This window comes from Pseudomonas sp. SDO524_S393 (assembly GCF_054071875.1).
Genome location: NZ_JBSVVZ010000081.1, coordinates 1 through 25,977, shown reverse-complemented (window position 1 = coordinate 25,977; position 25,977 = coordinate 1). Strand labels below are relative to the sequence as shown.

Annotated in this window: 22 protein-coding genes; 11 read left to right on the top strand and 11 right to left on the bottom strand. The window is 62.4% G+C overall.

Features of this window, described 5'->3' with window-relative positions; all coding sequences use genetic code 11:
* Window positions 1–90: 90 nt before the first annotated feature.
* On the bottom strand, window positions 91–903 hold the full coding sequence (gene xthA / locus ACW9IB_RS25890; RefSeq protein WP_457366931.1) for an exodeoxyribonuclease III: 813 nt from the start codon (window positions 901–903) through the stop codon (window positions 91–93).
* Between the two features lie 169 nt (window positions 904–1,072).
* On the opposite strand from xthA, the gene ACW9IB_RS25885 reads away from it, so the two are divergent.
* The 7 genes from ACW9IB_RS25885 (at window position 1,073) to ACW9IB_RS25855 (ending at window position 12,099) form a co-directional block, all read left to right on the top strand.
* Window positions 1,073–1,723 (top strand): GNAT family N-acetyltransferase, encoded by a 651-nt coding sequence (locus tag ACW9IB_RS25885; RefSeq protein WP_457366930.1) that lies wholly within the window; start codon window positions 1,073–1,075, stop codon window positions 1,721–1,723.
* Window positions 1,724–1,786: 63 nt separating this feature from the next.
* Complete coding sequence (locus tag ACW9IB_RS25880) at window positions 1,787–3,514, top strand: autotransporter assembly complex protein TamA (protein ID WP_457415983.1); 1,728 nt, start codon at window positions 1,787–1,789, stop codon at window positions 3,512–3,514.
* A complete protein-coding gene (locus ACW9IB_RS25875; protein ID WP_457415982.1) occupies window positions 3,514–7,185 on the top strand; it encodes a translocation/assembly module TamB domain-containing protein in 3,672 nt (1,223 codons plus the stop codon). The genes ACW9IB_RS25880 and ACW9IB_RS25875 overlap by 1 nt, the downstream gene beginning before the upstream one ends.
* Before the next feature lie 236 nt (window positions 7,186–7,421).
* The gene (locus tag ACW9IB_RS25870; RefSeq protein WP_457366927.1) at window positions 7,422–7,895 is read left to right on the top strand and encodes a MarR family winged helix-turn-helix transcriptional regulator; all 474 of its coding nucleotides are present in this window, start codon (window positions 7,422–7,424) and stop codon (window positions 7,893–7,895) included.
* Complete coding sequence (locus ACW9IB_RS25865) at window positions 7,892–9,349, top strand: efflux transporter outer membrane subunit (protein ID WP_457415981.1); 1,458 nt, start codon at window positions 7,892–7,894, stop codon at window positions 9,347–9,349. The genes ACW9IB_RS25870 and ACW9IB_RS25865 overlap by 4 nt, the downstream gene beginning before the upstream one ends.
* A 15-nt stretch (window positions 9,350–9,364) precedes the next feature.
* Window positions 9,365–10,564, top strand: a complete 1,200-nt coding sequence (locus ACW9IB_RS25860; protein WP_457366925.1) for an efflux RND transporter periplasmic adaptor subunit — start codon at window positions 9,365–9,367, stop codon at window positions 10,562–10,564.
* Complete coding sequence (locus ACW9IB_RS25855; RefSeq protein WP_457366924.1) at window positions 10,564–12,099, top strand: DHA2 family efflux MFS transporter permease subunit; 1,536 nt, start codon at window positions 10,564–10,566, stop codon at window positions 12,097–12,099. The genes ACW9IB_RS25860 and ACW9IB_RS25855 overlap by 1 nt, the downstream gene beginning before the upstream one ends.
* Window positions 12,100–12,228: 129 nt before the next feature.
* On the opposite strand, the gene lpxH is transcribed toward ACW9IB_RS25855, so the two are convergent.
* Window positions 12,229–12,978, bottom strand: a complete 750-nt coding sequence (gene lpxH, locus ACW9IB_RS25850; protein ID WP_457415980.1) for a UDP-2,3-diacylglucosamine diphosphatase — start codon at window positions 12,976–12,978, stop codon at window positions 12,229–12,231.
* Window positions 12,979–12,980: 2 nt separating this feature from the next.
* Window positions 12,981–13,481, bottom strand: coding sequence for a peptidylprolyl isomerase (locus tag ACW9IB_RS25845; protein ID WP_457366922.1), 501 nt, complete (start codon window positions 13,479–13,481; stop codon window positions 12,981–12,983).
* A 247-nt stretch (window positions 13,482–13,728) separates the two neighbouring features.
* On the opposite strand from ACW9IB_RS25845, the gene ACW9IB_RS25840 reads away from it, so the two are divergent.
* Both ACW9IB_RS25840 and cysS read left to right on the top strand, forming a co-directional pair.
* A complete protein-coding gene (locus ACW9IB_RS25840; RefSeq protein WP_457366921.1) occupies window positions 13,729–15,429 on the top strand; it encodes a glutamine--tRNA ligase/YqeY domain fusion protein in 1,701 nt (566 codons plus the stop codon).
* 18 nt (window positions 15,430–15,447) lie between these two features.
* Complete coding sequence (cysS, locus tag ACW9IB_RS25835; RefSeq protein WP_457366920.1) at window positions 15,448–16,836, top strand: cysteine--tRNA ligase; 1,389 nt, start codon at window positions 15,448–15,450, stop codon at window positions 16,834–16,836.
* 197 nt (window positions 16,837–17,033) lie between these two features.
* On the opposite strand, the gene ACW9IB_RS25830 is transcribed toward cysS, so the two are convergent.
* Window positions 17,034–17,585 (bottom strand): dihydrofolate reductase family protein, encoded by a 552-nt coding sequence (locus tag ACW9IB_RS25830; protein ID WP_457415979.1) that lies wholly within the window; start codon window positions 17,583–17,585, stop codon window positions 17,034–17,036.
* A gap of 113 nt (window positions 17,586–17,698) precedes the next feature.
* On the opposite strand from ACW9IB_RS25830, the gene lepB reads away from it, so the two are divergent.
* Both lepB and ACW9IB_RS25820 read left to right on the top strand, forming a co-directional pair.
* On the top strand, window positions 17,699–18,367 hold the full coding sequence (gene lepB, locus ACW9IB_RS25825) for a signal peptidase I (RefSeq protein ID WP_457415978.1): 669 nt from the start codon (window positions 17,699–17,701) through the stop codon (window positions 18,365–18,367).
* Window positions 18,368–18,507: 140 nt separating this feature from the next.
* Window positions 18,508–19,290 (top strand): SDR family oxidoreductase, encoded by a 783-nt coding sequence (locus ACW9IB_RS25820; RefSeq protein ID WP_457415977.1) that lies wholly within the window; start codon window positions 18,508–18,510, stop codon window positions 19,288–19,290.
* On the opposite strand, the gene ACW9IB_RS25815 is transcribed toward ACW9IB_RS25820, so the two are convergent.
* The 7 genes from ACW9IB_RS25815 to ACW9IB_RS25785 form a co-directional block, all read right to left on the bottom strand.
* The gene (locus tag ACW9IB_RS25815) at window positions 19,287–19,616 is read right to left on the bottom strand and encodes a winged helix-turn-helix transcriptional regulator (protein ID WP_457366916.1); all 330 of its coding nucleotides are present in this window, start codon (window positions 19,614–19,616) and stop codon (window positions 19,287–19,289) included. The genes ACW9IB_RS25820 and ACW9IB_RS25815 overlap by 4 nt on opposite strands.
* 91 nt (window positions 19,617–19,707) lie before the next feature.
* The gene (locus ACW9IB_RS25810) at window positions 19,708–20,046 is read right to left on the bottom strand and encodes a Na+/H+ antiporter subunit G (protein ID WP_457366915.1); all 339 of its coding nucleotides are present in this window, start codon (window positions 20,044–20,046) and stop codon (window positions 19,708–19,710) included.
* Window positions 20,043–20,321, bottom strand: a complete 279-nt coding sequence (locus tag ACW9IB_RS25805; protein WP_003211751.1) for a K+/H+ antiporter subunit F — start codon at window positions 20,319–20,321, stop codon at window positions 20,043–20,045. The genes ACW9IB_RS25810 and ACW9IB_RS25805 overlap by 4 nt, the downstream gene beginning before the upstream one ends.
* Window positions 20,318–20,806, bottom strand: coding sequence for a Na+/H+ antiporter subunit E (locus ACW9IB_RS25800; RefSeq protein ID WP_457415976.1), 489 nt, complete (start codon window positions 20,804–20,806; stop codon window positions 20,318–20,320). Before ACW9IB_RS25800 ends, ACW9IB_RS25805 begins: the two co-directional genes overlap by 4 nt.
* Window positions 20,803–22,485 (bottom strand): monovalent cation/H+ antiporter subunit D, encoded by a 1,683-nt coding sequence (locus ACW9IB_RS25795; RefSeq protein ID WP_457366913.1) that lies wholly within the window; start codon window positions 22,483–22,485, stop codon window positions 20,803–20,805. Before ACW9IB_RS25795 ends, ACW9IB_RS25800 begins: the two co-directional genes overlap by 4 nt.
* Complete coding sequence (locus tag ACW9IB_RS25790; RefSeq protein WP_057007546.1) at window positions 22,482–22,826, bottom strand: Na+/H+ antiporter subunit C; 345 nt, start codon at window positions 22,824–22,826, stop codon at window positions 22,482–22,484. The genes ACW9IB_RS25795 and ACW9IB_RS25790 overlap by 4 nt, the downstream gene beginning before the upstream one ends.
* Complete coding sequence (locus ACW9IB_RS25785) at window positions 22,826–25,747, bottom strand: monovalent cation/H+ antiporter subunit A (protein ID WP_457415975.1); 2,922 nt, start codon at window positions 25,745–25,747, stop codon at window positions 22,826–22,828. The genes ACW9IB_RS25790 and ACW9IB_RS25785 overlap by 1 nt, the downstream gene beginning before the upstream one ends.
* Window positions 25,748–25,977 lie beyond the last annotated feature (230 nt).

The window sequence follows — 25,977 nt, the reverse complement described above, 5'->3', positions numbered from 1 at the left end:
AGGGGGGGTAGGTGGAAAGGTGGGGGATGGATGCAACGCTTTCGCGAGCAAGCCCGCTCCCACACAAGCCAGCTCCCATTGAGTTGTATTTCAGCTCAGCTCGAGCCAGATCGGCGCATGATCCGACGGCTTCTCCAAACCGCGCAGTTCGTAATCCACCCCGGCGTCCTTGACTCGCGACACCAGGCCATTCGAGGCCAGGATCACGTCAATGCGCAGGCCGCGCTTGGGCTCGTCCTCGAAACCGCGGCTGCGGTAGTCGAACCAGCTGAAACGATCGGCCACCTCCGGGTTCAGGTGACGGAAGCTGTCCACCAGGCCCCAATTCTTCAGGCGGGCCATCCACTCGCGTTCTTCGGGCAGAAAGCTGCACTTGCCGGTCTTCAGCCAACGTTTGGCGTTGTCGGCGCCGATGCCGATGTCGATGTCTTCCGGGGAAATGTTCACGTCGCCCATCACCACCAGCGCCTGTTCATTGCTGAACTGGCTTTCCAGCAACTGTTGCAGGTCTTCGTAGAAACGCTGCTTGGCCGGGAATTTGGTGGGGTGGTCGCGGCTTTCACCCTGGGGAAAGTAGCCGTTCATCACGGTAATCGGCTGGCCGTTCGCGTCGGCAAAGGTGCCCCAGATAAAGCGGCGCTGGGCGTCTTCTTCATCGCTGGCGAAACCTTTGTGCACACTCAGCGCTTCGTTGCGCGAGAGCAGGGCCACGCCGTAGTGGCCTTTCTGGCCGTGGTAGTACACGTGATAGCCCAAGGCCTGTACTTCGGCCAAAGGGAACTGATCGTCGTGGACCTTGGTTTCCTGCAAACCGATGACGTCCGGCTGATGCTTTTCAATCAGCGCCGCCAGCTGATGAGGGCGGGCGCGCAGCCCGTTGATATTGAAAGAGACGATTTTCATGGTCGGCAGTCCAGTCTGGCAAAAGGGCGATGCTAGCCGACAAGTCGGACGGGAGCCAGCGTGGCGGCAGGGCAGTTGCGCTGCTAAGGTCTGGGAACGACTCGTGCTGTGCAAGTTCGTACCCATAAGAACGCCCTCTCTTTCAGGGGCGCCCAGGGAGATTGACCGCATGCCTGACACTTCGACCGCCATTGCCCAGATTCACCTGCTAGACAGCGGCTATTCCCGCGAGGCCCGTTCGCTGTTGTACCAGGCCTACCGCCACGAGCCGACCTTCGCGTACATCTTCGAAGCCGAGCGCCCGGGGTACGAACAGCGGGTGCGCGCCACGGTGCGTGAACTGGTCAAGCAGCATTTCTTCCAGAACCTGCCGGCCATCGGCCTGCTGGTCAATGACCGGTTGATCGGCATCGCCCTGATCGCCCCGCCGCAACGGCGCCTGGGGATCACCGAAAGCTGGGCCTGGCAATTGCGCATGTGGCTCAGCACCGGCGTGCGCGGTACGCGGCGCTACCTCGATTACCATCACGCAGTGCTGGCATGCCTGCCCAGCGAATCGGTGCATGTATTGCCGCTGCTCGGCATTCATCCGCAATTCCAGGGCAAGCATTACGGTGAGCAACTGCTGGAGGCGGTGCACAACTGGTGCGCGGAAGACCCGCATTCTTCCGGGGTGGTTCTGGATACTGGCAACTCACGCTACCTGGAGTTCTACAAACGCCAAGGGTATGAGGAGGTTGGCGAAGTTGCCGTGGGGCCGGTGCTGGAGCATGTGTTTTTCCATCCCAACCCCCAGCGGTTACAGGGTGCAACGGTTTAGACAGAATTATTCAGACAAATCCCGGTTCAAAGAGTCTTCCCCGCTCGTGTAGCATTCCCGGCCATGAAGTTATCAGGAAGATTTACCAGCGGCTTGATTCTGCTGTTCACAAGCTGCGGCGCTTTGGCGCAAAGCGAACTGGACGTGCGCATCAAGCCCTCGAACGACGCGTTGAAAGCCAACATCGAAGGCTACATCGGCGGAGTGGGCGATCGTGATGAAGAAGCCTTGCTGCGGTTCAGCCGTGGCGCCGAGGAGCAGGCGCGCAAGGCTGCCCAGGCCCTGGGTTTCTATCAGCCACAGATCGAAAGCGATGTGAAGGGCGGCAAGAACCCGCGCTTGATCCTCACCATCGACCCCGGCGAACCGGTGCATTTACGCAACGTGACCATTCGGGTCGACGGCCAGGCCGCGAACCTCAAAAGTTTTCGCGTGCCCGCCAGCGACGACCTCAAACCCGGTGCCGTGCTCAACCACGGTCATTACGAAGACGCCAAGCGTCTGATCCAGAACCAGGCCTCGCGCTATGGTTTCTTCGGCGGGCGCTTTACCCGCCAGCAACTCTCGGTAGACCCGCAGGCGGGCGTTGCCGATATCGAACTCATCTATGACAGCGGTCCGCGCTACACCCTCGGTAAGGTCAGCTTTGCCGGCGACACGCCCTTCGACGAAGACCTGCTGCAACGCATGGTGCCGTTCAAGAGCGGCACGCCCTACGACTCGGAACTGATCGCCGAACTCAACCAGAACCTGCAAGCCAGCGGTTTCTTCGAAGGCGTGCGCGTGGACGCCGCGCCCGCTGCCGCTACCCAGGACGTGATCCCGGTGGCCGTGCGCCTGGAAACCCGCAAGCCGCGCACCATGGGGCTGGGCCTGGGCTTTTCCACCGACGTCGGCCCGCGCGGCAAAGCCAATTGGACCCGCCACTGGGTCAATCCCCAGGGCCATAGCTACGGTTGGGAGGCGGAACTGTCTGCGCCACGCCAGAACGTCGGCCTGTGGTACGACATTCCGCTGGACCCGCCGCTCACCGACAAACTGCGCTTTGCCGGCGGTTACCAGAACGAAGAAATCGCCAACACCGACACCCTGAGCAAGTTGCTCACCGTCGGCCCGGAATGGCACAGCAAGCTGCCCAGCGGCTGGACCCGTGTGATTTCCCTGAAGTACCAGCGCGAAGAATACCGCCTGGGCAACGATTCGGGCCTGAGCAACCTGGTGATGCCGGGGGTGAGCTATTCCTACCTGCGCAGCGACAACCGCATCGACCCCCACAACGGCTATCGCCTGCAATTCGACACCAAGGTGGCCAAGGAAGGGTTGGGCTCCGACACCAACCTGCTTTATGGCACCGCCATGGTCAAAGGTCTGACGACGTTGTGGGACAATCACCGCTTCCTCGCACGGGCCCAGGTGGGTGGCAGCGCCACCAATGGCTACCAGTCGGTGCCGCCTTCGTTGCGCTTCTTCGCCGGTGGCGACCAGAGCGTGCGCGGCTACGAGTACCAGACGCTGTCGCCGGAGAACGACCGGGGTGACCGCATCGGCGGCCGCTACATGGTCGCCCTGAGCGCCGAGTATCAATATTCCATCGCCGAAAAGTGGCGAATCGCGACCTTCATCGACCAGGGCAACTCGTTCAACACCCTGGAAATGCCCAGCCTGAAGACCGGCGTGGGCGTGGGTATCCGCTGGGTGTCCCCGGTCGGCCCGATTCGCCTCGACCTGGCCCATGCCCTCGAAGATCCGGGCGGCATTCGTTTGCACTTTTCCATGGGGCCTGAGCTGTGATGCGCGGTTTGAAAATAGTGGGGCTGGCCATGGCGGCGGCTCTCGCGCTGTTATTGCTGACGCTGTGGGCCGTACTCGGCAGCCAGGCCGGCAGCCGCTGGGCCCTGGGTCAGGTACCGGGATTGAGCGTCGAGAATTTCCAGGGCCGTCTGGGCGGCCAATGGCACGCCGATCATCTGCTGTGGCAACAGGACAGCAGCCGCGTCGAACTCCAGGCGCCCACGTTCGATTGGTCGCCCGCGTGCCTGTTGCGCATGACCTTGTGTATCAACCGACTGGACGTGGAGCAGGTCAGCCTGCAATTCCCTCCAGGTACGGAAGAGAGCAGCGGCCCGATCCAACTGCCCGATTTGAAACTGCCGGTTGCTATCCAGCTGGGTGACGTTCGTGTCGGTAGCCTGCTGTTCAACGGCACTGAAGCGCTCAAGGGCCTGCAATTGGCGGCACATTGGACGGCCGCCGGTATGCAGATCGACTCGGTGCACCTGCAACGGGACGGTCTGGTACTGGACCTCGCCGGCCTGCTGCAACCCAACGGAAACTGGCCGCTGGCCGCCACTGGCCACCTGGACCTGCCATATGCTCCCGGCGGCGCTCCATGGAAAGTCGCGTTGAACATCGACGGCGACCTGCTCAAGACCCTCAAACTCGACGCTGACAGCAGTGGCTACTTGCCGGCCAAACTCAGCGGCGAGCTGCAACCCCTGGTGGAAAACCTCCCGGCCCAGCTGCGTATCACCGCCGACGGCTTCAAGCCTGACGCCGATCTGCCCGACACCCTGCAACTCAATCAGCTGGACCTTACCGCCAAAGGTGACTTGAGCAACGGCTACCAACTGCTCGGCAAGGCCGTACTGCCCGCAGAGAAAGGCCCGGTCGACCTGCTGCTGCAAGGCAAGGTCGACGCCAGGGGCGCGCAGATCGCCGGGCTGGACTTGAAGGCCGGCGATCAACAAAGCCTCAAGCTCAGCGCCAACCTGGACTGGCAACAAGGCTTCAGCGCCGACGCCAAAATCGATTGGCTGGATTTCCCCTGGCACCGCCTGTACCCGGTGATCGACGAGCCGCAGGTGGCGTTGCGTACCTTCACTGGTGAGATTTCCTACAAGGATGGCAACTACCTGGGCAACCTCAAGGCCGATCTCGATGGCCCGGCGGGCAAGTTCAATGTGGTGACGCCGTTCAGCGGCGACCTCAAGCAAATCTTCCTGCCCGAGCTGAAACTCACGGCTGGCCAAGGCAAGGCCGAAGGCCACCTCAACGTGCAGTTCGCCGATGGCATCGCCTGGGACACCGCGCTGGACCTGTCAGCGCTGAACCCGGCGTACTGGGTGGCGGAGTTGCCCGGCACCCTGGCCGGGCCGCTGCGCAGCAAGGGTGAGTTCAAGAACGAGCAACTCAAGCTCAACGCCGATCTCGACCTCAAGGGCCGTCTGCGCGGGCAAACTGCCGTGCTGGCGGCCAAGGCCGAAGGCGCGGGTGAGCAATGGACCCTGGCCAACCTGGATATCCGCCTGGGTGATAACCGCATCAACGGCAGTGGCAGCCTGCAACAACGCCTGGCCGGGCAGATCGATATCAAGCTGGCGCGCCTGGCCCAGCTGTGGCCGCAATTGCGCGGGCAGGTCAACGGTCGACTCGACGTGGCCGGAAGCCTCAAGGCGCCCCAGGGCAAACTCGATCTCAAGGGCCAGCAACTGGCGTTTGCCGACAATCGCCTGCAAAACCTGACGCTGGACGCCACCCTCGACAGTGCACAGCGCGCCAGGATCGACTTGAAAGGCGGTGGCATCCAGGCCGGCGATACCCAGGTCGGCACCCTGACCGCCAGCGCCCAGGGGGATATCAAAAACCAGAAAGTCCAACTGGACTTGGCCGGTCCGCTGGTCAAGCTCGCCCTGGCGCTGGATGGCAATCTCGACAAAGGCAATTGGCGCGGGCGCCTGGCCAGTGGCGATGTTCAGGCCGGTGGCCAGGACTGGAAGCTGCAAGCCCCGGCCAAGATCGAGCGGCTGGCCGATGGCAAGCTGACCTTTGCCGCGCATTGCTGGGTGTCCGGCCCCGCCAGCCTGTGCGGTGAAGACCAGCGCCTGATGCCCGAGCCGAAGCTGCGTTATCACCTCAAACAGTTCCCCATCGACAGCCTGGCGGCCTTCTTGCCCAAGGACTTCGCCTGGCAGGGCAAGCTCAACGCCGACGTGCAACTCGATTTGCCGAACAGTGGTCCCAAAGGCCTGGTGGCGGTGGATGCCAGCGGCGGTACGCTGCGCGTCAAGGACAAGGACCAGTGGCTGGATTTTCCCTACGACACGCTGAAGCTGGAAACCACCCTGAACCCCAAGCGCATCGACACCCAACTGAACTTCCATGGCGGCAAGCTCGGCGAGCTGATGTTGCAGGCGCAGATCAACCCGTTGCCGAAAAACAAGCCGATCACCGGCAATTTCAACCTGACCGGCCTGGACTTGGCGGTGGCGCGACCGTTTGTGCCGATGGTGGAAAAACTCAACGGCAAGCTCAACGGCAGTGGTCGTATTTCCGGTGGACTGCTGGCGCCCCAGGTCAACGGCAACGTGAACCTGGTCGGCGGCGAAGTCTCAGGCCCCGAGTTGCCCATCAGCCTGGAAGCCTTGAATGTGCAGGCGCTGATCGCCGGTGAAAGCGTGAACCTCGACGGCGGCTGGCGCAGTGGCAAGGCCGGGCAGGGCAGTCTCAAGGGCCGTATCGACTGGGGCCAGGCCACGGTGGTGGACCTCAGCCTGCAAGGTTCGCAGTTGCCGGTGACGGTGGAGCCTTACGCTGTGCTGGAAGTGGCGCCCGACCTGAAAATCACCCTCAAGGACGACAAGCTGGCCATTGCCGGCAAGGTGCAGATCCCGCGCGGCGACATCACCGTGCGTGAGTTGCCGCCGTCGACCGTCAAGGTGTCCGATGACACGGTGATCGTCGGCAGTCAGACCGAGGAGGGCAAGCCGCCGATGGCCATGGCGATGGATATCGACGTGGCGGTGGGCGAAGACAAGCTCAACTTCTCCGGTTTCGGCCTGACCGCCAAGGTCCAGGGCCACGTGCATATTGGCGATAACCTCGATACCCGTGGCGAGCTGTGGCTCAACGATGGCCGCTACCGCGCCTACGGGCAGAAACTCGACGTGCGCCGCGCGCGGCTGTTGTTCGCCGGGCCGCTGGATCAGCCGTATCTGGACATCGAAGCCATCCGCAAGACCGACGATGTGATCGCCGGTATCCGCCTGAGCGGCAGTGCCGAGCAGCCCACCACGCAAATCTTCTCCGAACCGGCCATGAGCCAGGAGCAGGCGCTGTCCTACCTGGTGTTGGGACGACCGCTGAACTCCACGGGTGAAGACAACAACATGCTCGCCCAGGCCGCCCTCGGCCTGGGATTGATGGGCAGTGCCGGCGTGACCTCGGACCTTGCCAACAAACTGGGGATCCAGGACTTCGACCTCGACACCCAGGGCAGCGGCACCAACACCGCCGTGGTGGCCAGCGGCAAGATCACCGAAAAACTCAGCCTGCGTTACGGAGTGGGGGTGTTCGAACCCGCCAGCACCATTGCCTTGCGGTATTTGTTGAGCAAGAAGGTGTACCTGGAAGTGGCGAGTGGCGTGGCCAGTTCACTGGATATTTTCTATAAGCGGGATTTCTAAGCCTTACTGGGACCAAAATGTGGGAGGGGGCTTGCCCCCGATAGCGGTGGATCAGTCAGCTAATTTGTTGCTGACCCACTGCTATCGGGGGCAAGCCCCTTCCCACATTGGTTTGCATTCCAATTCAAGATTCCACTATTTACCAAGCAACCTAATCATTCCATTTGACATCCTCTGCCTAAGCAGTAATATCTTGTCATACATTCACTGCCTAGGCAGTAATAAGGTGACTTCCGATGAAACACTTCACCCCTGACAACTTCCGCAACTGTCATCTCGGCCTGCTGCTGGGACGCGCGGCCTTGCTCAAGGATCGCATCATCGACACCCATATGGAGCCGTACGGCGTCACTGCCGCGCAGTTCAAGGTGTTGATCATCGTGGCCCAGTTCGACGTCGACACCCCCGCCGAACTGTGCCGCAACCTGTCTCTGGATAGCGGCTCCATGACCCGCATGCTCGACCGCCTGGAGCAAAAAGGCCTGCTGGCGCGCCAGCGTTCCGAGCAGGACCGTCGCCAGGTCCGACTGGTGCTGACCGAAGAGGGCCAGCGTCTGGCCGACATGCTGCCGACCATCGGTGCGCAGTCGATGAACGACCTGGCCGGTGCCCTGGAGCCCGGCGAGTTGCAAGCCCTGCAAGACATCCTCACGAAAATTCTGGTAGCAGCCGGTGACGCCATCGTCATCCAGCGGGTAGGTCAAGCATGAACACACGTGCCCTTAGCCTAATACTGGTGGCCATGAGCATGGCCGGTTGCGCCAACTTCAGTGGCCTCGACACCCAGGGCCGGCGCCTCGACGCCAATACCCTGCAAACCGGAAAATCCCTGAGCGGCGTGACCCTGTCGCCGGCGGCCTGGCCCAGCGCCGACTGGTGGAAGCGTCTCGGCGACCCGCAGTTGGACGGCCTGATTCAGGAAGCCCTGCAAAACAGCCCCGACATGCAAGTGGCCAGTGCCCGTGCCCACCAGGCCGAAGCCGCCGCCTATGCGGCCAACGCCGCGCGCCTGCCGACCGTGGATGCCAGCGCCGGCGTGAGCCGTTCGCGCCTGGCCCGGGACCAGGACCCGCAGGGGCAGGGCGATGCGTACTCCACCGTGCGCAACATCGGCGCCAGCTTCAATTACAACTTCGACCTCTGGGGTGGCCAGCGCGCCGCCTGGGAAGCCGCGCTGGGTGAGGCCCGCGCCGCCGAAATCGACCAGCAGGCCGCGCGTCTGACCCTGGCCGCCAACGTGGCCAAGGCCTACAGCGACCTGGGCCAGGCCCATATCGTGCGCGACCTGGCCAATGACGACCTCAAGCGCACCCAGCAACTGCTCGACTTGGGCAAGCGTCGCCTGAGTTCGGGCATCGACAGTCAGTACCAGTACCAGCAGACCGAAAGCCTGGAAGCCAGCGCCCAGTCGCAGTTGATCGACGCGGACAAGCAATTGCAGAGCGCCAGGATTGCCCTGGCGGTATTGCTCGGCAAAGGCCCGGATCGCGGCGGCGAACTGGCCCGGCCCACGGTGTTGCAACCCAGTGCCGTCGCCGTGCCCTCGGTGTTGCCGGCCGAACTGCTGGGCCGTCGTCCGGACCTGATCGCCGCGCGCTGGCGCGTCGAAGCCGCAGGCAAGAACATCACCGCAAGCAAGACGCGCTTCTACCCCAACCTCAACCTGAGCGCGAGCGCCGGGGCCGAGTCGTTGCTGGGGGATGCGATGTTTGGTTCGGCCAGCCGCTTCTTCAACATCGCGCCGACGATCTCGTTGCCGATTTTCGACGGCGGCCGCTTGCGTGCCGACCTCGACGCCCGCGACGCCGATTACGACCTGGCCGTGGCCCAGTACAACAAAACCCTGGTGCAAGCGCTGGGGGATATCGGCAACACCCTTTCACAACTGCGCGAAACCGGTCGACAGATCCAGGCCCAGCAGCACGCCACGGACATCGCCCAGCAGTCGTACGACACCGTGGTTCAGCGTTACGGCTCAGGTATCGGTAATTACCTGGACGTGCTCAGCATTGAGCAGCAATTGCTGCAGGCCCAGCGCCAGCTGGCGACCCTCAATGCCGGGCAGGTCGATCTGTCGATTCAATTGATGCAAGCCCTGGGGGGCGGTTTCAACGCCGACAACGTGGCCGCGACCACGACCCGCCCAGCCACTCGCACGGAATAATTCGAGGTATTTGTCATGGCCACTGCCGCCAGCAACAACGCAACAGAACAACCCAGCGACAACAACCCGCGCAAACGCAAAGTGATGCTGCTGGGCCTGGCGCTGATCGTCATCCTCGGCGCCGTGGGCGTGTGGGGTTGGTATGAATTCTACGGGCGCTTCAGCGAGAGCACCGACGACGCCTATGTGAACGGCAACGTGGTGGAAATCACGCCGTTGGTCACCGGAACCGTGGTCAGCATTGGCGCCGATGATGGCGACCTGGTCCATGAAGGCCAGGTGCTGGTCAACTTCGACCCGAACGACGCCGCCGTCGGCCTGCAAAGTGCCCAGGCCAACCTGGCCCGCACCGTGCGCCAGGTGCGCGGCTTGTACAGCAACGTCGATGGGATGAAGGCTCAGGTCAACGCGCAGAAGGCCGAAGTGCAAACCGCCCAGGACAATTACAACCGCCGCAAAACCCTGGCCCAGGGCGGCGCGATTTCCCTTGAGGAGTTGTCCCACGCCCGCGACAGCCTGACCTCGGCGAAAAACGCCCTGACCAACCTCGAGCAACAACTGAAAACCACCAATGCCCTGGTGGATGACACGGTGATCACCTCGCACCCCGACGTGCAAGCCGCCGCCGCACAACTGCGCCAGGCCTACCTGGCGAATGCGCGCAGCACCCTGATCGCACCGGTGACCGGCTACGTGGCCAAACGTACGGTGCAACTGGGCCAGCGTGTGCAGCCGGGCACCGCGTTGATGGCGGTGATCCCGCTGAATCAGCTGTGGATCGATGCCAACTTCAAGGAAACCCAGCTGCGCAACATGCGCATCGGCCAGCCCGTCGATATTGAAGCGGACATCTACGGCAGCGATGTGAAGTTCAGCGGCACCGTCGACAGCCTCGGCGCCGGTACCGGCAGCGCGTTTGCCCTGCTGCCGGCACAGAACGCCACCGGTAACTGGATCAAGATCGTGCAACGGGTGCCGGTGCGCATCCATGTCAACGCCGATGAGCTGGCCAAGAACCCCCTGCGCGTGGGCTTGAGCACCGTGGTCAACGTGGACCTGCACGACCAGAGTGGCCCGGTGCTGGCACAACAGCCGCCACAAAAAGCCTCGTTCACCACCAACGTGTATGACCGCCAACTGGCCGAAGCCGATGCCATGATTACCCAGTTGATCCATGACAACAGCATCGCCGCTCCCAAGGCTGTGCAACGCTGATGAGCGCCAACGCCCCCGCGTCCTTCACGCCGCCAAGCTTGCTGATGGCCACCATCGGCCTGTCGCTGGCGACGTTCATGCAGGTGCTCGACACCACCATCGCCAACGTGGCATTGCCGACCATATCCGGCAACCTGGGCGTGAGTTCGGAGCAGGGCACCTGGGTCATTACTTCGTTTGCGGTAAGCAACGCGATCGCCTTGCCGTTGACCGGTTGGTTGAGCCGGCGTTTTGGTGAGGTGAAACTGTTTTTGTGGGCGACCATGCTGTTCGTGCTGGCCTCGTTCATGTGCGGCGTGTCCACCTCCATGCCCGAGCTGATCGGTTTTCGGGTGCTGCAAGGGTTGGTGGCGGGGCCGTTGTACCCGATGACGCAAACCCTGTTGATCGCGGTGTATCCGCCGGCGAGGCGTGGCATGGCCCTGGCACTGCTGGCGATGGTCACGGTGGTGGCGCCGATTGCCGGGCCGATTCTCGGTGGCTGGATCACCGACAGCTACAGCTGGCCCTGGATCTTCTTCATCAACGTGCCCATCGGTGTCTTCGCGGTGATGGTGGTGCGTTCGCAACTGAAGAAACGCCCAGTGGTGACCAATCCGCAGCCCATGGACTACATGGGGCTGATCAGCCTGATCATCGGCGTCGGTGCCTTGCAGGTGATCCTCGACAAAGGCAACGACCTGGACTGGTTCGAGTCGAACTTCATCATCATCGGCGCGCTGGTCGCGGCGGTGGCCCTGGCGTTCTTCGTGATCTGGGAGCTGACTGACCGGCACCCGGTGGTCAACCTGCGGCTGTTCGCCTACCGCAACTTCCGCATCGGCACCATCGTGCTGATCCTCGGTTACGCGGCGTTCTTCGGCATCAACCTGATCCTGCCCCAGTGGCTGCAGACCCGCATGGGCTACACCGCGACCTGGGCGGGGTTGGCGGTGGCGCCGATGGGGATCTTGCCGGTGTTCATGTCACCCTTTGTCGGCAAGTACGCCAACAAGGTGGACCTGCGTTTGCTGGCGGGCCTGGCGTTCCTGGCGATGGGCCTGAGTTGCTTCATGCGCGCCGGGTTCACCAATGAAGTGGACTTCCAGCACATCGCGCTGGTGCAGTTGTTCATGGGCATTGGCGTGGCGCTGTTCTTCATGCCGACCTTGAGCATCCTGATGTCCGACTTGCCGCCGCACCAGATTGCCGACGGCGCGGGCCTGGCGACTTTCCTGCGGACCCTGGGCGGCAGCTTCGCGGCCTCGCTCACCACCTGGATCTGGATTCGCCGGGCGGACCAGCACCATGCCTATATGAGCGAGCACATGAGCGTGTACGATTCCGCCACCCGCGATGCGCTGAATTCCCTGGGCGGGGCCGGGCACAAGGCGTATGAGCAACTGGACCAGATCCTCACCAGCCAGGCGTACATGATGTCCACGGTGGACTACTTCACGCTGCTGGGGTGGATGTTCATGGGGTTGATTCTGCTGGTGTGGCTGGCCAAGCCGCCGTTTGGTGCCAAGGCCGGGCCGGAAGCGTCCGGCCACTAAAGGGTGTACTCGATCCCTGTGGGAGCTGGCTTGCCTGCGATAGCATCACCTCGGTATATCTGAAGCTCCGAGGTGTCTGTATCGCAGGCAAGCCAGCTCCCACAGTTTGATCATTGCTGCGTTTGTGACTCAGGCCCCAGGCAGCGCCAGCTGCGGGTTCACAAAATCAAACGCTGCCAACTGGAAGCCTTGCTCGTCCACCTGCAATGCCCAGCCCTGTTTGTCCCAGTCGCCCAGCACAATGCGCTTGGCCGCCTGGTCGCCAATCTGCAATTTATGGATGGCCGGGCGGTGAGTATGGCCGTGGACCAGGGTGCGCACGCCGAACTGCTGCATTATCCGAGGGATTTCCTCGGCAGTCACATCGACAATGTCATTGGTCTTCATGCGCGTCTGCGCACGGCTTTCACTGCGCAGCTTGCGCGCCAGCTTGTGGCGGGTGCGCAGGGGCAGGTGACGCAGGATGAACAGGACGATGGGGTTGCGCAGGGTGCGCCGCAGCTTCATATAGCCGACGTCGCGGGTGCACAGGCTGTCGCCGTGCATCAACAATACCGGCTCGCCGTACAGTTGCACGACACTGGGGTCCTTGAGCAAGGTGGCACCTGCCGCTTTGCAGAACGCCTTGCCGATCAGGAAGTCCCGGTTGCCGTGCATGATGAAAATCGGGGTGCCGCTGTCGCTCAGCTCACGCAGAGCCTCGCAGATGGAGCGCTGGAAGGGGGTCATGCCATCGTCGCCGATCCAGGCTTCGAAGAAGTCGCCCAGAATGTACAACGCCTGGGCGCCACGGGCGCGGCCGTGGAGCAGATCCAGAAACGCCCGGGTAATGTCCGGGCGTTCCTCTTCCAGATGCAAATCTGAAATAAGCAGTATCACGCTTAGATGATCTCGGCTTTCTCGACGATCACGTCTTCTACCGGAACGTCCTGGTGACCGGCTTTACCGGTGGTCTGCACGCCTTTGATCTTGTCGACGACGTCGGTGCCTTCGGTGACTTTACCGAATACCGCGTAGCCCCAGCCCTGTACGTTCTTGCCGCTGTGGTTCAGGAAGCTGTTGTCGGTCACGTTGATGAAGAACTGTGCCGAAGCCGAATGCGGCTCCATGGTACGGGCCATGGCAACGGTGTACTTGTCGTTGGAAAGGCCGTTGTCCGCTTCGTTCTGGATGCTCGGGCGCTTGTCTTTCTTCTCTTTCATGCCAGGCTCGAAACCGCCGCCCTGGATCATGAAATTGCCGATGACGCGGTGGAAAATGGTGTTTTCGTAGTGGCCGGCGTTCACGTACTCGATGAAGTTGGCGACGGTGATCGGCGCTTTCTCGGCGTTCAGCTCGATGACGATCTCACCGTGGTTGGTGGTCAGTTTGACTTGAGTCATGGTCTTTTCTCTTTCAAGGAATTCGTGGGTTTGGGCGCCTGAACGCCGCGACCGGTTTGGCGAAACAACGGCCAAGGCGCGCAGTTTAGCGTGACCGGCAGGAATTTCGAGGTGGTTTTTTACCACCGGTGCATTAAATGCAGCAGTTTTTGGCCCCGCTCTGTCAGCGGCTTGACAGCATCAGCTATGATAAGCCCTTTGTTTTGTCGGCCCCGCCCGGCCACGTACTTGTCTGTTCAAGGATCCTATGAGCAAGCCCACTGTCGACCCTACCTCGAATTCCAAGGCCGGACCTGCCGTCCCGGTCAATTTCCTGCGCCCGATCATCCAGGCGGACCTGGATTCGGGCAAGCACACGCAGATCGTCACCCGCTTTCCGCCAGAGCCCAACGGTTACCTGCACATCGGCCACGCCAAGTCGATCTGTGTGAACTTCGGCCTGGCCCAGGAGTTCGGTGGCGTTACGCACCTGCGTTTCGACGACACCAACCCGGCCAAGGAAGACCAGGAATACATCGACGCCATCGAAAGCGATGTGAAATGGCTGGGCTTCGAATGGTCCGGTGAAGTGCGCTATGCCTCGCAATATTTCGACCAGTTGCACGACTGGGCCGTCGAGCTGATCAAGGCCGGCAAGGCTTATGTGGACGACCTGAGCCCGGAGCAGGCCAAGGAATACCGTGGCACCCTGACCGAACCGGGCAAGAACAGCCCGTTCCGCGACCGCTCGGTGGAGGAGAACCTGGACTGGTTCGCCCGCATGCGCGCCGGCGAGTTCCCGGACGGCGCCCGCGTGCTGCGCGCCAAGATCGACATGGCCTCGCCGAACATGAACCTGCGCGACCCGATCATGTACCGCATCCGCCACGCCCATCACCACCAGACGGGCGACAAGTGGTGCATCTACCCCAACTACGACTTCACCCACGGTCAGTCGGACGCCATCGAAGGCATCACCCACTCCATCTGCACCCTGGAGTTCGAAAGCCATCGCCCGCTGTACGAGTGGTTCCTGGACAGCCTGCCGGTGCCGGCGCACCCGCGTCAGTACGAGTTCAGCCGCCTGAACCTGAACTACACCATCACCAGCAAGCGCAAGCTCAAGCAGCTTGTCGACGAGAAACATGTGAACGGCTGGGATGACCCGCGCATGTCGACGCTGTCGGGTTTCCGCCGCCGTGGCTACACCCCGGCTTCGATCCGCAACTTCTGCGAAATGGTCGGCACCAACCGTTCCGACGGCGTGGTCGACTACGGCATGCTCGAATTCAGCATCCGCCAGGACCTCGACGCCAACGCGCCGCGTGCCATGTGCGTGTTGCGTCCGCTGAAAGTCGTGATCACCAACTACCCGGAAGGCCAGGTCGACCACCTCGAACTGCCGCGTCACCCGCAGAAAGAAGAGCTGGGTGTGCGCAAGCTGCCGTTCGACCGTGAAATCTACATCGACCGCGATGACTTCATGGAAGAGCCGCCAAAGGGCTACAAGCGCCTGGAACCGAACGGCGAAGTGCGCCTGCGCGGCAGCTACGTGATCCGTGCCGACGAAGCGATCAAGGACGCCGACGGCAACATCGTCGAGCTGCGTTGCTCGTACGACCCGGACACCCTGGGCAAGAACCCGGAAGGCCGCAAGGTCAAGGGCGTGATCCACTGGGTGCCGGCGGCCGCCAGCATCGAATGCGAAGTGCGTTTGTACGATCGCCTGTTCCGTTCGCCGAACCCTGAAAAGGCCGAAGACAGCGCGAGTTTCCTCGACAACATCAACCCTGACTCCCTGCAAGTTCTCACCGGTTGTCGTGCCGAACCCTCGTTGGGCGAAGCACAGCCGGAAGACCGTTTCCAGTTCGAGCGCGAAGGTTACTTCTGCGCGGATATCAAGGACTCGAAACCCGGTCGTCCGGTATTCAACCGTACCGTGACCTTGCGTGATTCGTGGGGCCAGTGATTCTCTAAGGAAGCCGTTGTGCTAACGATCTACAACACACTCAGCAAGACCAAAGAAGTCTTCAAACCGCTGGATGGCAACAAGGTGCGCATGTACGTGTGCGGCATGACCGTGTACGACTACTGCCACCTGGGCCATGGCCGCAGCATGGTGGCCTTCGACCTGGTGACCCGCTGGCTGCGGTTCAGCGGTTATGACCTGACCTATGTGCGCAACATCACCGACATCGACGACAAGATCATCAACCGGGCCAACGAGAACGGTGAATCGTTCGAAGCCTTGACCGAGCGCATGATTGCCGCGATGCACGAAGACGAAGCGCGGCTGAACATCAAGAAGCCGGACATGGAGCCGCGTGCCACCGACCACATCCCTGGCATGCATGCGATGATCCAGACCCTGATCGACAAGGGTTACGCCTACGCCCCGGGCAACGGCGACGTGTACTACCGCGTCGCCAAGTTCATGGGCTACGGCAAGCTGTCGCGCAAAAAGATCGAAGACCTGCGCATCGGCGCACGGATCGAAGTGGACGAAGCCAAGCAGGATCCCCTCGACTTCGTGCTGTGGAAAGGCACCAAGCCGGGCGAGCCGAGCTGGGAGTCTCCCTGGGGCGCGGGCCGTCCGGGCTGGCACATCGAATGCTCGGTGATGTCCACCTGCTGCCTGGGCGAGACTTTCGACATTCATGGCGGCGGCAGCGACCTCGAGTTCCCGCACCACGAAAACGAAATCGCCCAGAGCGAGGCAGCCACCGGCAAGACCTACGCCAATGCCTGGATGCACTGCGGCATGATCCGCATCAACGGCGAGAAGATGTCCAAGTCCTTGAACAACTTCTTCACCATCCGCGACGTGCTGGAAAAGTACCACCCGGAAGTGGTGCGTTACCTGCTGGTGTCCAGCCACTACCGCAGTGCCATCAACTACTCGGAAGACAACCTCAAGGACGCGAAGGCCGCCCTGGAGCGTTTCTACCACGCATTGAAAGGCCTGCCGACCGTGGCGCCTGCCGGCGGCGAAGCCTTCGTGGCTCGCTTCACCGAAGTGATGAACGATGACTTCGGCACCCCGGAAGCCTGCGCCGTGCTGTTCGAGATGGTGCGCGAGATCAACCGCCTGCGCGAGAGCGACCTCGATGCTGCGGCAGGTTTGGCAGCGCGTCTGAAAGAACTGGCCAGCGTGCTGGGGGTTCTGCAACTGGAAGCCGACGAGTTCCTGCAAGCCGGCGCCGAAGGGCGTGTGGATGCGGCACAGGTCGACGCGCTGATCCAGGCGCGTTTGACGGCGCGTGCCAACAAGGACTGGGCCGAATCCGACCGCATCCGCGACCAACTCACCGCCATGGGCGTGGTGTTGGAAGACGGGAAGGGCGGGACGACATGGCGGTTGGCTGATCAGGCTTGATCGGTAAACGCTGAATGAAAAACGCCCCGACTGGTTCGGGGCGTTTTTTTGCAAAGCAAAATTGTGATTGTTCCCACGCTCCGCGTGGGAATACCGCCCTGGACGCTCCGCGTCCGCTTTTGAAGTCGTGACGCGGAGCGTCACAGGATGCATTTCCACGCAGAGCGTGGGAACGATCGGTCAATTCCGGTTGCGCTTCAATGCTTGTCGCCGACCTCATACCTGCTCTGAACAAAACCATTGTCCGACACGTAGGTTCCGACATGGCGCAGCTCATGTTCGCTGCCCACCTGGCTGAACAAAGAAATCCCTTCTCCCAGCAACACCGGAATACGCGTGATGATCAACTCGTCGATCAGGCCCGCATCAAGAAACGCCTGGATCGTCTGGCCACCGTCGATATAGAGGTGCTTCATACCGCGTTTGGCTAACGTCGTCACGAGGGAGGTGACGTCTCCCGCCATCAACTCGACCTTGTCCTCCAGGTGCGTAGGGATCTGCAGAGGCTGGTGGGAGAGCGCAATGACCGGCGTACCCTCATAGGGCCACTCGGGAAAGGACAGCACTTTCTCCAGGGTTTTACGGCCCATCACCAGTGCATCCACCGTGGCGATATAGCTTTCATAGGTCACGCCCTTCAGCTCAGCGGTTTGATACCGGGGTCGGTGCAACCATTCGATATCGCCGTCCGGACGGGCAATAAAACCGTCGACGCTGGTTGCGATGAAGACCGAACATTGGATATCCATGGCGAAAACTCCTTTTAGTGCGCGTGGACGCTAATGTTGATTTAATCCTCGCGTGCAACAACCGGGCCTCTGAGAAATTGCCCTGATGCCCCTTTTCTGTCGTGCGAGGATGTATGCGAAGTTGGTTGATCCGTTACCGTTACGCAATCATTTTCTGGCTGTGCTTCGGCATTTTCCGTACCTCCCTGGCGGACTGGAACCCGATCCCTTCCGGCTCCATGCGCCCAACGTTGCTCGAAGGTGATGTGGTGCTGGTCAACCGCGTGGCGTATGACCTCAAGGTGCCGCTCACCGACATTTCCCTGGCCAAGCTTGATAACCCCCAACGTGGCGATGTGGTGACGTTTTCTTCGCCCAAGGACGGTATCCGCCTGATCAAGCGCATCGTCGGCATTCCCGGTGACACTCTGGAAATGAAAGACGAAGTGTTGTGGGTCAACGGTGTGCCGGCCACCTATAGCGACGCACAAGCCATCAGCGAGCCCATCGTGCCGGGGCATACGGTGCCGGGGATCAAACTGAACGAGCTGGCCGCCAACCGGCAGCGCACGGTGCAGTTCATGCCGACCGTGCAGGCGCTGCGCAATTTCGGGCCGGTGGTGGTGCCTGCCGACAGTTACTTCATGCTGGGAGACAATCGCGACAACAGCGATGATTCGCGCTACATCGGCGTTGTGCCGCGCAGGCTATTGATCGGGCGGGCGCATCATATCGTGGCGTCGGCGGACATCCTGGATCATTGGATGCCACGTTTGCGCCGATTCGGTTCGACGATCTTGTAGCGCCAGGCCCGATCGTTCCCACGCAGCCCCCTGAATCCGCATCCTTACTTTTCAGTGAGCCCATTACCTTTTCGTGCGTTCTTGTGGCGTGCCCATCCCGTTCCTATCCTGAGGCCTTCGTTTACTCAGGAGCAGGTTCCATGAGCTTTGAACTCGGATTGAAAGGCCTTCGCGCGTTGGTCACCGGTGGTACCAAGGGCATCGGCGCGGCAGTGATGGCGGTATTGCATGAGCAGGGTGCCCAGGTGATTTCGGTCGCACGCTCGGCGACGGACGCAGTACCTGAAGGTGTGCATTTCATCGCCGCCGACCTCGGTACCGCCGCCGGTTGCGCGAGCGCTACATCGGCGGTGCAAGAGCGGTTTGGCGGCGTGGATATCATCGTCAATGTGCTGGGCGGTTCCAGCGCCCCAGGCGGTGGTTTTGCGGTGCTGGACGATGAGCAGTGGTCCAGGGCGTTGAACCAGAACCTGATGGCCGCGGTGCGGGTGGACCGGGCGCTGTTGCCGGGGATGGTCGAGCGCGGGGCAGGGGTGATCATTCATGTGACCTCGATCCAGCGCGAATTGCCGTTGCCGGAGTCGACCACCGCGTATGCCGCTGCCAAGGCCGCATTGTCGACCTACAGCAAGAGCCTGTCGAAAGAGGTCACGCCCAAAGGTGTGCGGGTCGTGCGCGTCTCGCCAGGTTGGGTGGAGACGGATGCCTCGGTGGCACTCGCCGAACGGCTGGCGGAGGACGCCGGGACCGATTACGAAGGTGGCAAGCAGATCATCATGCAGGCGCTGGGCGGCATTCCCCTTGGCCGTCCCGCCAAACCCCAGGAAGTGGCGGACCTGATCGCCTTCCTGGTTTCGCCTCGTGCCGCGTCGATCAGCGGCACCGAGTACGTGATCGACGGCGGTACCGTACCCACGGTCTAGAGCGCCGGTTTGGCCACCTGCCATTTGAGCAGGCCATCCAGCACCGGGCACAAGCTCTGGCCCCACTCGGTCATGCGGTATTCCACCTTTGGCGGCACCACCGGGTAGACCGTGCGCTGCACCAGTCCATCGGCTTCGAGTTGGCGCAATTGCTGGGCGAGCATCTTCTGCGAGATGTCCGGGATCAGCCGCTCAAGGTCGGAATAACGCTGCACCTGGCCGCCGAACAGATGGAACAGAATGATCAGCTTCCAGCGCCCGCCGAGCCAGGCGAGGGTGGTTTCGACATCGGCTGCGGCGGTGGCGGGGGTGTAGGTTTTGCTCATCGCAGGGTTCCTGGGGGGCAGTGTCGCGAATCCGATCTCTTGTCTGACGGTACTCACCACAGAGGTTCTGTTCGATAAAGGAACCTGTTTATCAGCGCCGGCTGCTGACCTCGGCGGGCACATCATCCCCCGCCATGCGCTTGCGGAACAACGCAGTTCGCGCCAACAACAACGTGGTCACCGGCACCGTGATCGACAACAGGATCGGTATCAACCACCCATGCAACACCGGCCCGGACTTGAGCACCGAAAAATAGATGATCGACGCCAACGCCACGCACCACGCTCCCAACGTCGACGCCAGTGCCGGCGGGTGCATGCGCTGGAAGAAGTCCTTCAGGCGCAACAATCCGACCGCGCCCAGCAAGGCGAACACGCTGCTGAGCACCAACAGCACGGCCACCACGATTTCCATCCATAACGGCATCATTCGATCACCTCGCCACGCAACAGGAATTTTGCCAGGGCAAACGAGCCGACGAAGCCAAACAGTGCGATCAGCAGCGCGGCTTCGAAGTAGGTGTCACTGGCGTAGCGAATGCCCAGCACCAGCATCATCAGCATCGCCAGGATGTACAGGTAGTCCAGCGCCAGGACCCGGTCCTGGGCCGACGGCCCTTTGAACAGGCGCACGAGCGTCAGCACCATCGCCAGCGAGAACAGGAACAGGCTGAACAGGATCGCATTGGAGAGCAGGGCGCTCATTCGAAGATCTCCATCAGGGGCCGTTCGTAGGTGGTCTTGAAGTGCTCGATAAACGGCGCTTCATCGTCCAGGTCGAATACGTGCAACAGCAAAATGCTGCGGTCCAGCGCCAGTTCCGACCAGATGGTGCCGGGGATCACTGTGGTGATCATCGACAGTGCGGCCAGGCCGTTGGCGTCGCGCAGATCCAGCGGGATCTTGATGAAGCGTGAACGTGGAGGCCGTGCGCCGCAGCGCAGTACGCCCCAGGCCACTTGCAGGTTGGAGACGATCACGTCGCGGCCCACCAGGAAGAACAGACGGATGATCACGCCCGGGCGGCGGATGCGGATCGGCAGCGGCCGCAGCGGGGCCATCATCAGCGGCGCAAGAAAACCCAACAGCGCGCCCAGCAGCAGATTGCCGGGGCTCACGGACAGGTTCAGCACCAACCACAGTACCCACAACGCCAGCGACAACCATGGGGCAGGGAGCAGACGCTTCATGGTTGCACCTCCAGCGCAGCGGCCTTGGCTTCGGGACTCGGGATCGGCCGCGTGGCCATCACCGCCATCACATAATGCTCAGGGTTGTTCAGGCTCTCGGCGGTGGCCTGGGTGTAGCGCAACAGCGGTTCGGCCTTGAACGTCAGCGCGATACTCAAGCCCAGCAAAAAGAAGATCGGCACGCATTCAAAGCGCCGCAGCAACGGCGACGGGCGCTCCTCCGGGGTCCAGAACCGCTGAGTCCCCAGGCGGGCGAACGCGATCAACGAGGCCAGGCCGGAAAGGATCAGCAACGCCACCAGCCCCCAGGCCGCCGGGCGTACGGGCGCATCGATGCTGACGCCCAGGCCCAGCGGGTTGACCAGTGCGCTCAGCAAGCTGAGCTTGCCGATGAATCCGGACAGCGGCGGCATGCCGATGATCAGCAGCGCGCAGGCGATAAAGCTCAAGCCGAGGAACGCCATGGTCCAGGGGATCACCTGGCCGACCACGGCTTGCTGTTCATCGTCGAGGTTCACACCAGGCCGTGGGTGCAAGGACTCCATGGCCTTGGGCAGCGCATCGATTTCCTCATCCAGTGGCAAGTCGTTGGCCGAGCGCGAGCGTTCGATCAGTTCGGCCAGCAGGAACAGCGCGCTCAACGCCAGGGTCGAGCTGACCAGATAGAACAGCGCCCCTGCGGTCAGGCTCGGCTGGGCGAAACCCACGGCAGACAGCAAGATCCCCGCCGATACCAGGATACTCAAGCTGGCCATGCGCTCCAGGCGCTGGGCCGCGACCATCGCCAGCGCGGCGCAGATGATGGTCGCCATGCCGCCATAGATCAGCCAATCGCCGCCAAACAGTGCCGATGCACCGGCCTGGCCAGAGAACAGCAGGGTCCACAGGCGCAGCACGGTGTACACGCCGACCTTGGTCATGATCGCGAACATCGCCGCCACGGGCGCGCTGGCCGAGGAGTAGGCGGGCGCCAGCCAGAAGTTCAGCGGCCACATGCCGGCCTTGGCCAGGAACGCGGTGGCGAGGATCGCCGCACCCGCGTGCAGCAAGCCGCGGTCGGCCTCGGGTACCAACGGGATTTTCAGCGCCAGGTCAGCGAAATTCAGCGTGCCGGTGACGCCGTAGATCATCGCCGCGCCAATCAGAAACAGCGACGACGCCAGCAGGTTGATCGCGATGTAATGCAGCCCGGAAGACACCCGCGCGCGGCCCGACCCGTGCAGCATCAAGCCATAGGAGGCTGCCAGCAGCACTTCGAAGAACACGAACAGGTTGAACAGGTCGGCGGTCAGGAACGCGCCGTACAGGCCCATCATCTGCACCTGGAACAGCGCATGAAAGCTGGTGCCCGCGCGGTCCCAGCGGGCCATGGCGAACAGCAGCGCGCTCACGCCGATGATGCCGGTGAGTACCAGCATCAGTGCCGACAGTTGATCCACCACCAGTACGATGCCGAACGGCACCTGCCAGTTGCCCGGCAGGTACACGCCAATCGAACCGGGCCCGCCTTTTTGCGTCCAGTACAGCAGCAACACGGCGATACCCAGGCCGATCAGGCTGGAGAACAGGTTGATGCGCGCCTTGAGCGGGCGGTGTTTCTCGCCGAGCATCAGCATCAGCGCGGCGGTCAGCAGCGGCAGCAGGATCGGCGCGACGATCAGTTGATTCATCCACGTCATTCGCGAGGCTCCCGGCCATCCACATGGTCCGTGCCGGTCAGGCCCCGGGAGGCCAGCAGCACCACCAGGAACAAGGCGGTCATGGCGAAGCTGATCACGATGGCCGTGAGCACCAGCGCCTGGGGCAGCGGGTCGGTGTAGTTGAGCAGGTCTTGCGGCACGCCATCCTTGATGATCGGCTCCTTGCCGATGAACAGGCTGCCCATGCTGAAAATGAACAGGTTGACCCCGTACGACAACAGGCACAGGCCCATCACCACCTGGAACGTCCGTGGCCGCAGGATCAACCACACACCGGAGGCCGCCAGGACTCCAATGGCAATTGCGATGACTTCTTCCATCAGGCGGCTCCTTCCGTTGCGGCAACCACTTTGGCCTGGTTGCTCGGTTTATGGGCCCGCACCGACTGGTGACCGAGGGCGGTGAGCATCAGCAACGTCGAGCCGACGACCATGGCGTACACGCCGACGTCAAAGAACAGCGCGCTGGCGACGTGAAGATCGCCCAGCAGCGGCAGGCTGAAATGCCAGGTGTGGGTAGTGAGGAACGGGTAGCCCACAAACAGCGCGCCGAGCCCGGTAAGGGTGGCCGAGAACAGCCCGAAGCCCATCCAGCGCATGGGGCGCAGGCTCATCTGCGCCTCGACCCACTGCGTGCCGGCCACCATGTATTGCAGGATGAACGCCACCGACATCACCAGGCCGGCGACAAAGCCGCCGCCCGGCTGGTTGTGGCCGCGCATGAACAAGTAGAACGACACCACCAGCGCAATCGGCAGCAGCAGGCGCACCAGCACCGCCGGCACCATCATGAAGCCCAGGGCGGTGTCGCTGGCCTGGCGCGGGTTGACCAGGTCGGTGGCCACATCCGGCGCCAACTGGCGCTGTTGCGCGGGCAGTTGCATGCTTTCTTTCGACGGGCGGAAGCGCCGCAGCAGTGCATAGACCGTCAGCGCCACGGCGCCAAGTACGGTGATTTCGCCCAGGGTATCGAAGCCACGGAAGTCCACCAGCATCACGTTCACCACGTTGCTGCCGCCGCCTTCGGGCAGCGCGCGGCTCAAGTAGAACGAGGAAATGTCGTTGGGCGTCTGGCGGGTCAGCATCGCGTAGGACAGCAGCGCCATGCCGCCGCCCGCTACGGTGGCCAGCAGGAAGTCACGCACCCGGCGGATACGCGCCTTGCGCAGCGAGTTTGGCAGCGGCGAGACCTCTTCGATCCGCCGTGGCAGCCAGCGCAGGCCCAGCAGGATCAGCACGGTGGTGACCACTTCGACCACCAGTTGGGTGAGTGCCAGGTCCGGTGCCGAGAACCACACGAAGGTGATGCAGGTCATCAGGCCGCACACGCTGACCATGGTCAGGGCTGCCAGCCGGTGGTACTTGGCTTGCCAGGCGGCGCCCAGGGCGCAGGCAATCGCCAGCAGCCACAGGGTGACGAACACGATGGAGCCCGGGATCTTCGGCCGGTCGCCCCAGCTGAGGCCACTGTTGAGCATCGGGATCAGGCCGCCGATGACGGCCACCAGCACCAGCAGGAACAGCTGGGTCTGCAGGCGCTTGGTGCTGATGCGTTTTTCGATGCGGCGTACACCGCGCATCATCACCACCAGGCAGCGCTCGAAGCCGCGCTTGCCGTTGAAGTAGCTGATCAGCGGCGGGTATTTGAAGCGGCCGCGCTTGAGCTGTTTGCGCAGCAGCAGGTAGAGCACCACGCCGCAACTCATGGCCACCAGGCTCATGATCATCGGCGCGTTCCAGCCGTGCCAGATAGCCAGGCTGTACTCCGGCAGCACACCGCCAACGACAGGCAATGCGGCGGCGGCGAGGATCGAGCCGACCACCTGGGCCGGAAAGATGCCCACCAGCAGGCAGGTGAACACCAGCAACTCGACCGGCGCGCGCATCCAGCGCGGCGGCTCGTGGGGTGTGTGGGGCAGGTTGGTGGCGGTGGGACCGAAGAACACATCGACCGTAAAGCGCAGGGCGTAGACCACGCTGAACGTGCCGGCGATGGTGGCGACCACCGGCAGGGCGAATTCCACCCAGGCCGTGGACGAGATGAACACCGTCTCGGCGAAGAACATTTCCTTGGACAGGAAACCGTTGAGCAACGGCACGCCCGCCATTGCAGCACTGGCCACCATGGCGAGGGTGGCGGTAAATGGAATCAGCCTGATCAGGCCGCTGAGCTTGCGGATGTCACGGGTGCCGCTTTCGTGGTCGATGATGCCGGCGGCCATGAACAGCGAGGCCTTGAACGTCGCGTGGTTGAGGATATGGAACACCGCCGCCACGGCGGCCAGCGGGCTATTGAGGCCCAGCAACAAGGTGATCAGCCCCAGGTGGCTGATGGTGGAATAGGCCAGCAGGCCCTTGAGGTCGTTCTGAAAGATGGCGCAATAGGCGCCGAGAAGCAGGGTGAGGGCGCCGGCACCGCCGACGATATAGAACCATTCTTCGCTGCCGGACAGCGACGGCCACAGACGGGCCAGCAGGAACACGCCGGCCTTCACCATCGTCGCCGAGTGCAGGTAGGCCGACACCGGCGTGGGCGCCGCCATCGCGTGGGGCAGCCAGAAGTGGAACGGGAACTGCGCGCTTTTGCTCAAGGCGCCGATCAGCACCAGGGCCAGCATCACCGGGTACAGCGCATGGGCACGAATCGCATCGCCCGCGGCGAGTACCGCGTCCAGGTCATAGCTGCCGACGATATGCCCCAGCAACATCACGCCCGCCAGCAGGCACAAACCACCGGCGCCGGTGACCATCAGCGCCATATAGGCGCCACGGCGCGCATCGGCGCGGTGGTGCCAGTAGCCGATCAACAGGAACGAGAACAGGCTCGTCAGCTCCCAGAAAAACACGATCTGGATCAGGTTGCCGGAAATCACCAGCCCGAGCATGGCGCCCATGAATGCCAGGAAAAACGCGAAGAAGCGCGGCACCGGGTCATCCGGCGACATGTAATAACGCGCATACAGCGACACCAGCGTGCCGATGCCCAGCACCAGCAATGAGAACAGCCAGGCGAACCCGTCCATGCGCAGCACGAAGTTCAAGCCTAGGCTGGGCAGCCACAGGAATTCTTCGCGGATCACGCCACCCTGGGCGATCTGGGGGTAGAGCAGGGCGACTTGAACGGTGCCGACCAGGGCCACCAGGCCCGCCAGCAGGGATTCGGTGTTACGTGCGTTGTGCGGCAGCAAGGCCGCCAGACAGCTGCCAAGAAACGGCAGAAGCAGTAGAACTATCAGGGACATAGGCTTCTAATCTGCAGGAGTTTGGGATGCATCATACGTGCCGCTTTCGCGATCACCAAACGGCAACATGTGGCAGGATCCTACAAGGTAGGCCGAAATTGCCCACGACGCATTGTTTGCAGACGTCACCTTCAAGTGTGGGAGCGGGCTTGCTCGCGAATGCGGGGCCACACCCACCCCGGGTTTTTTCTTCCCCCCTTTTTTTCCGGACACACCCGCCCCCCCAAAAC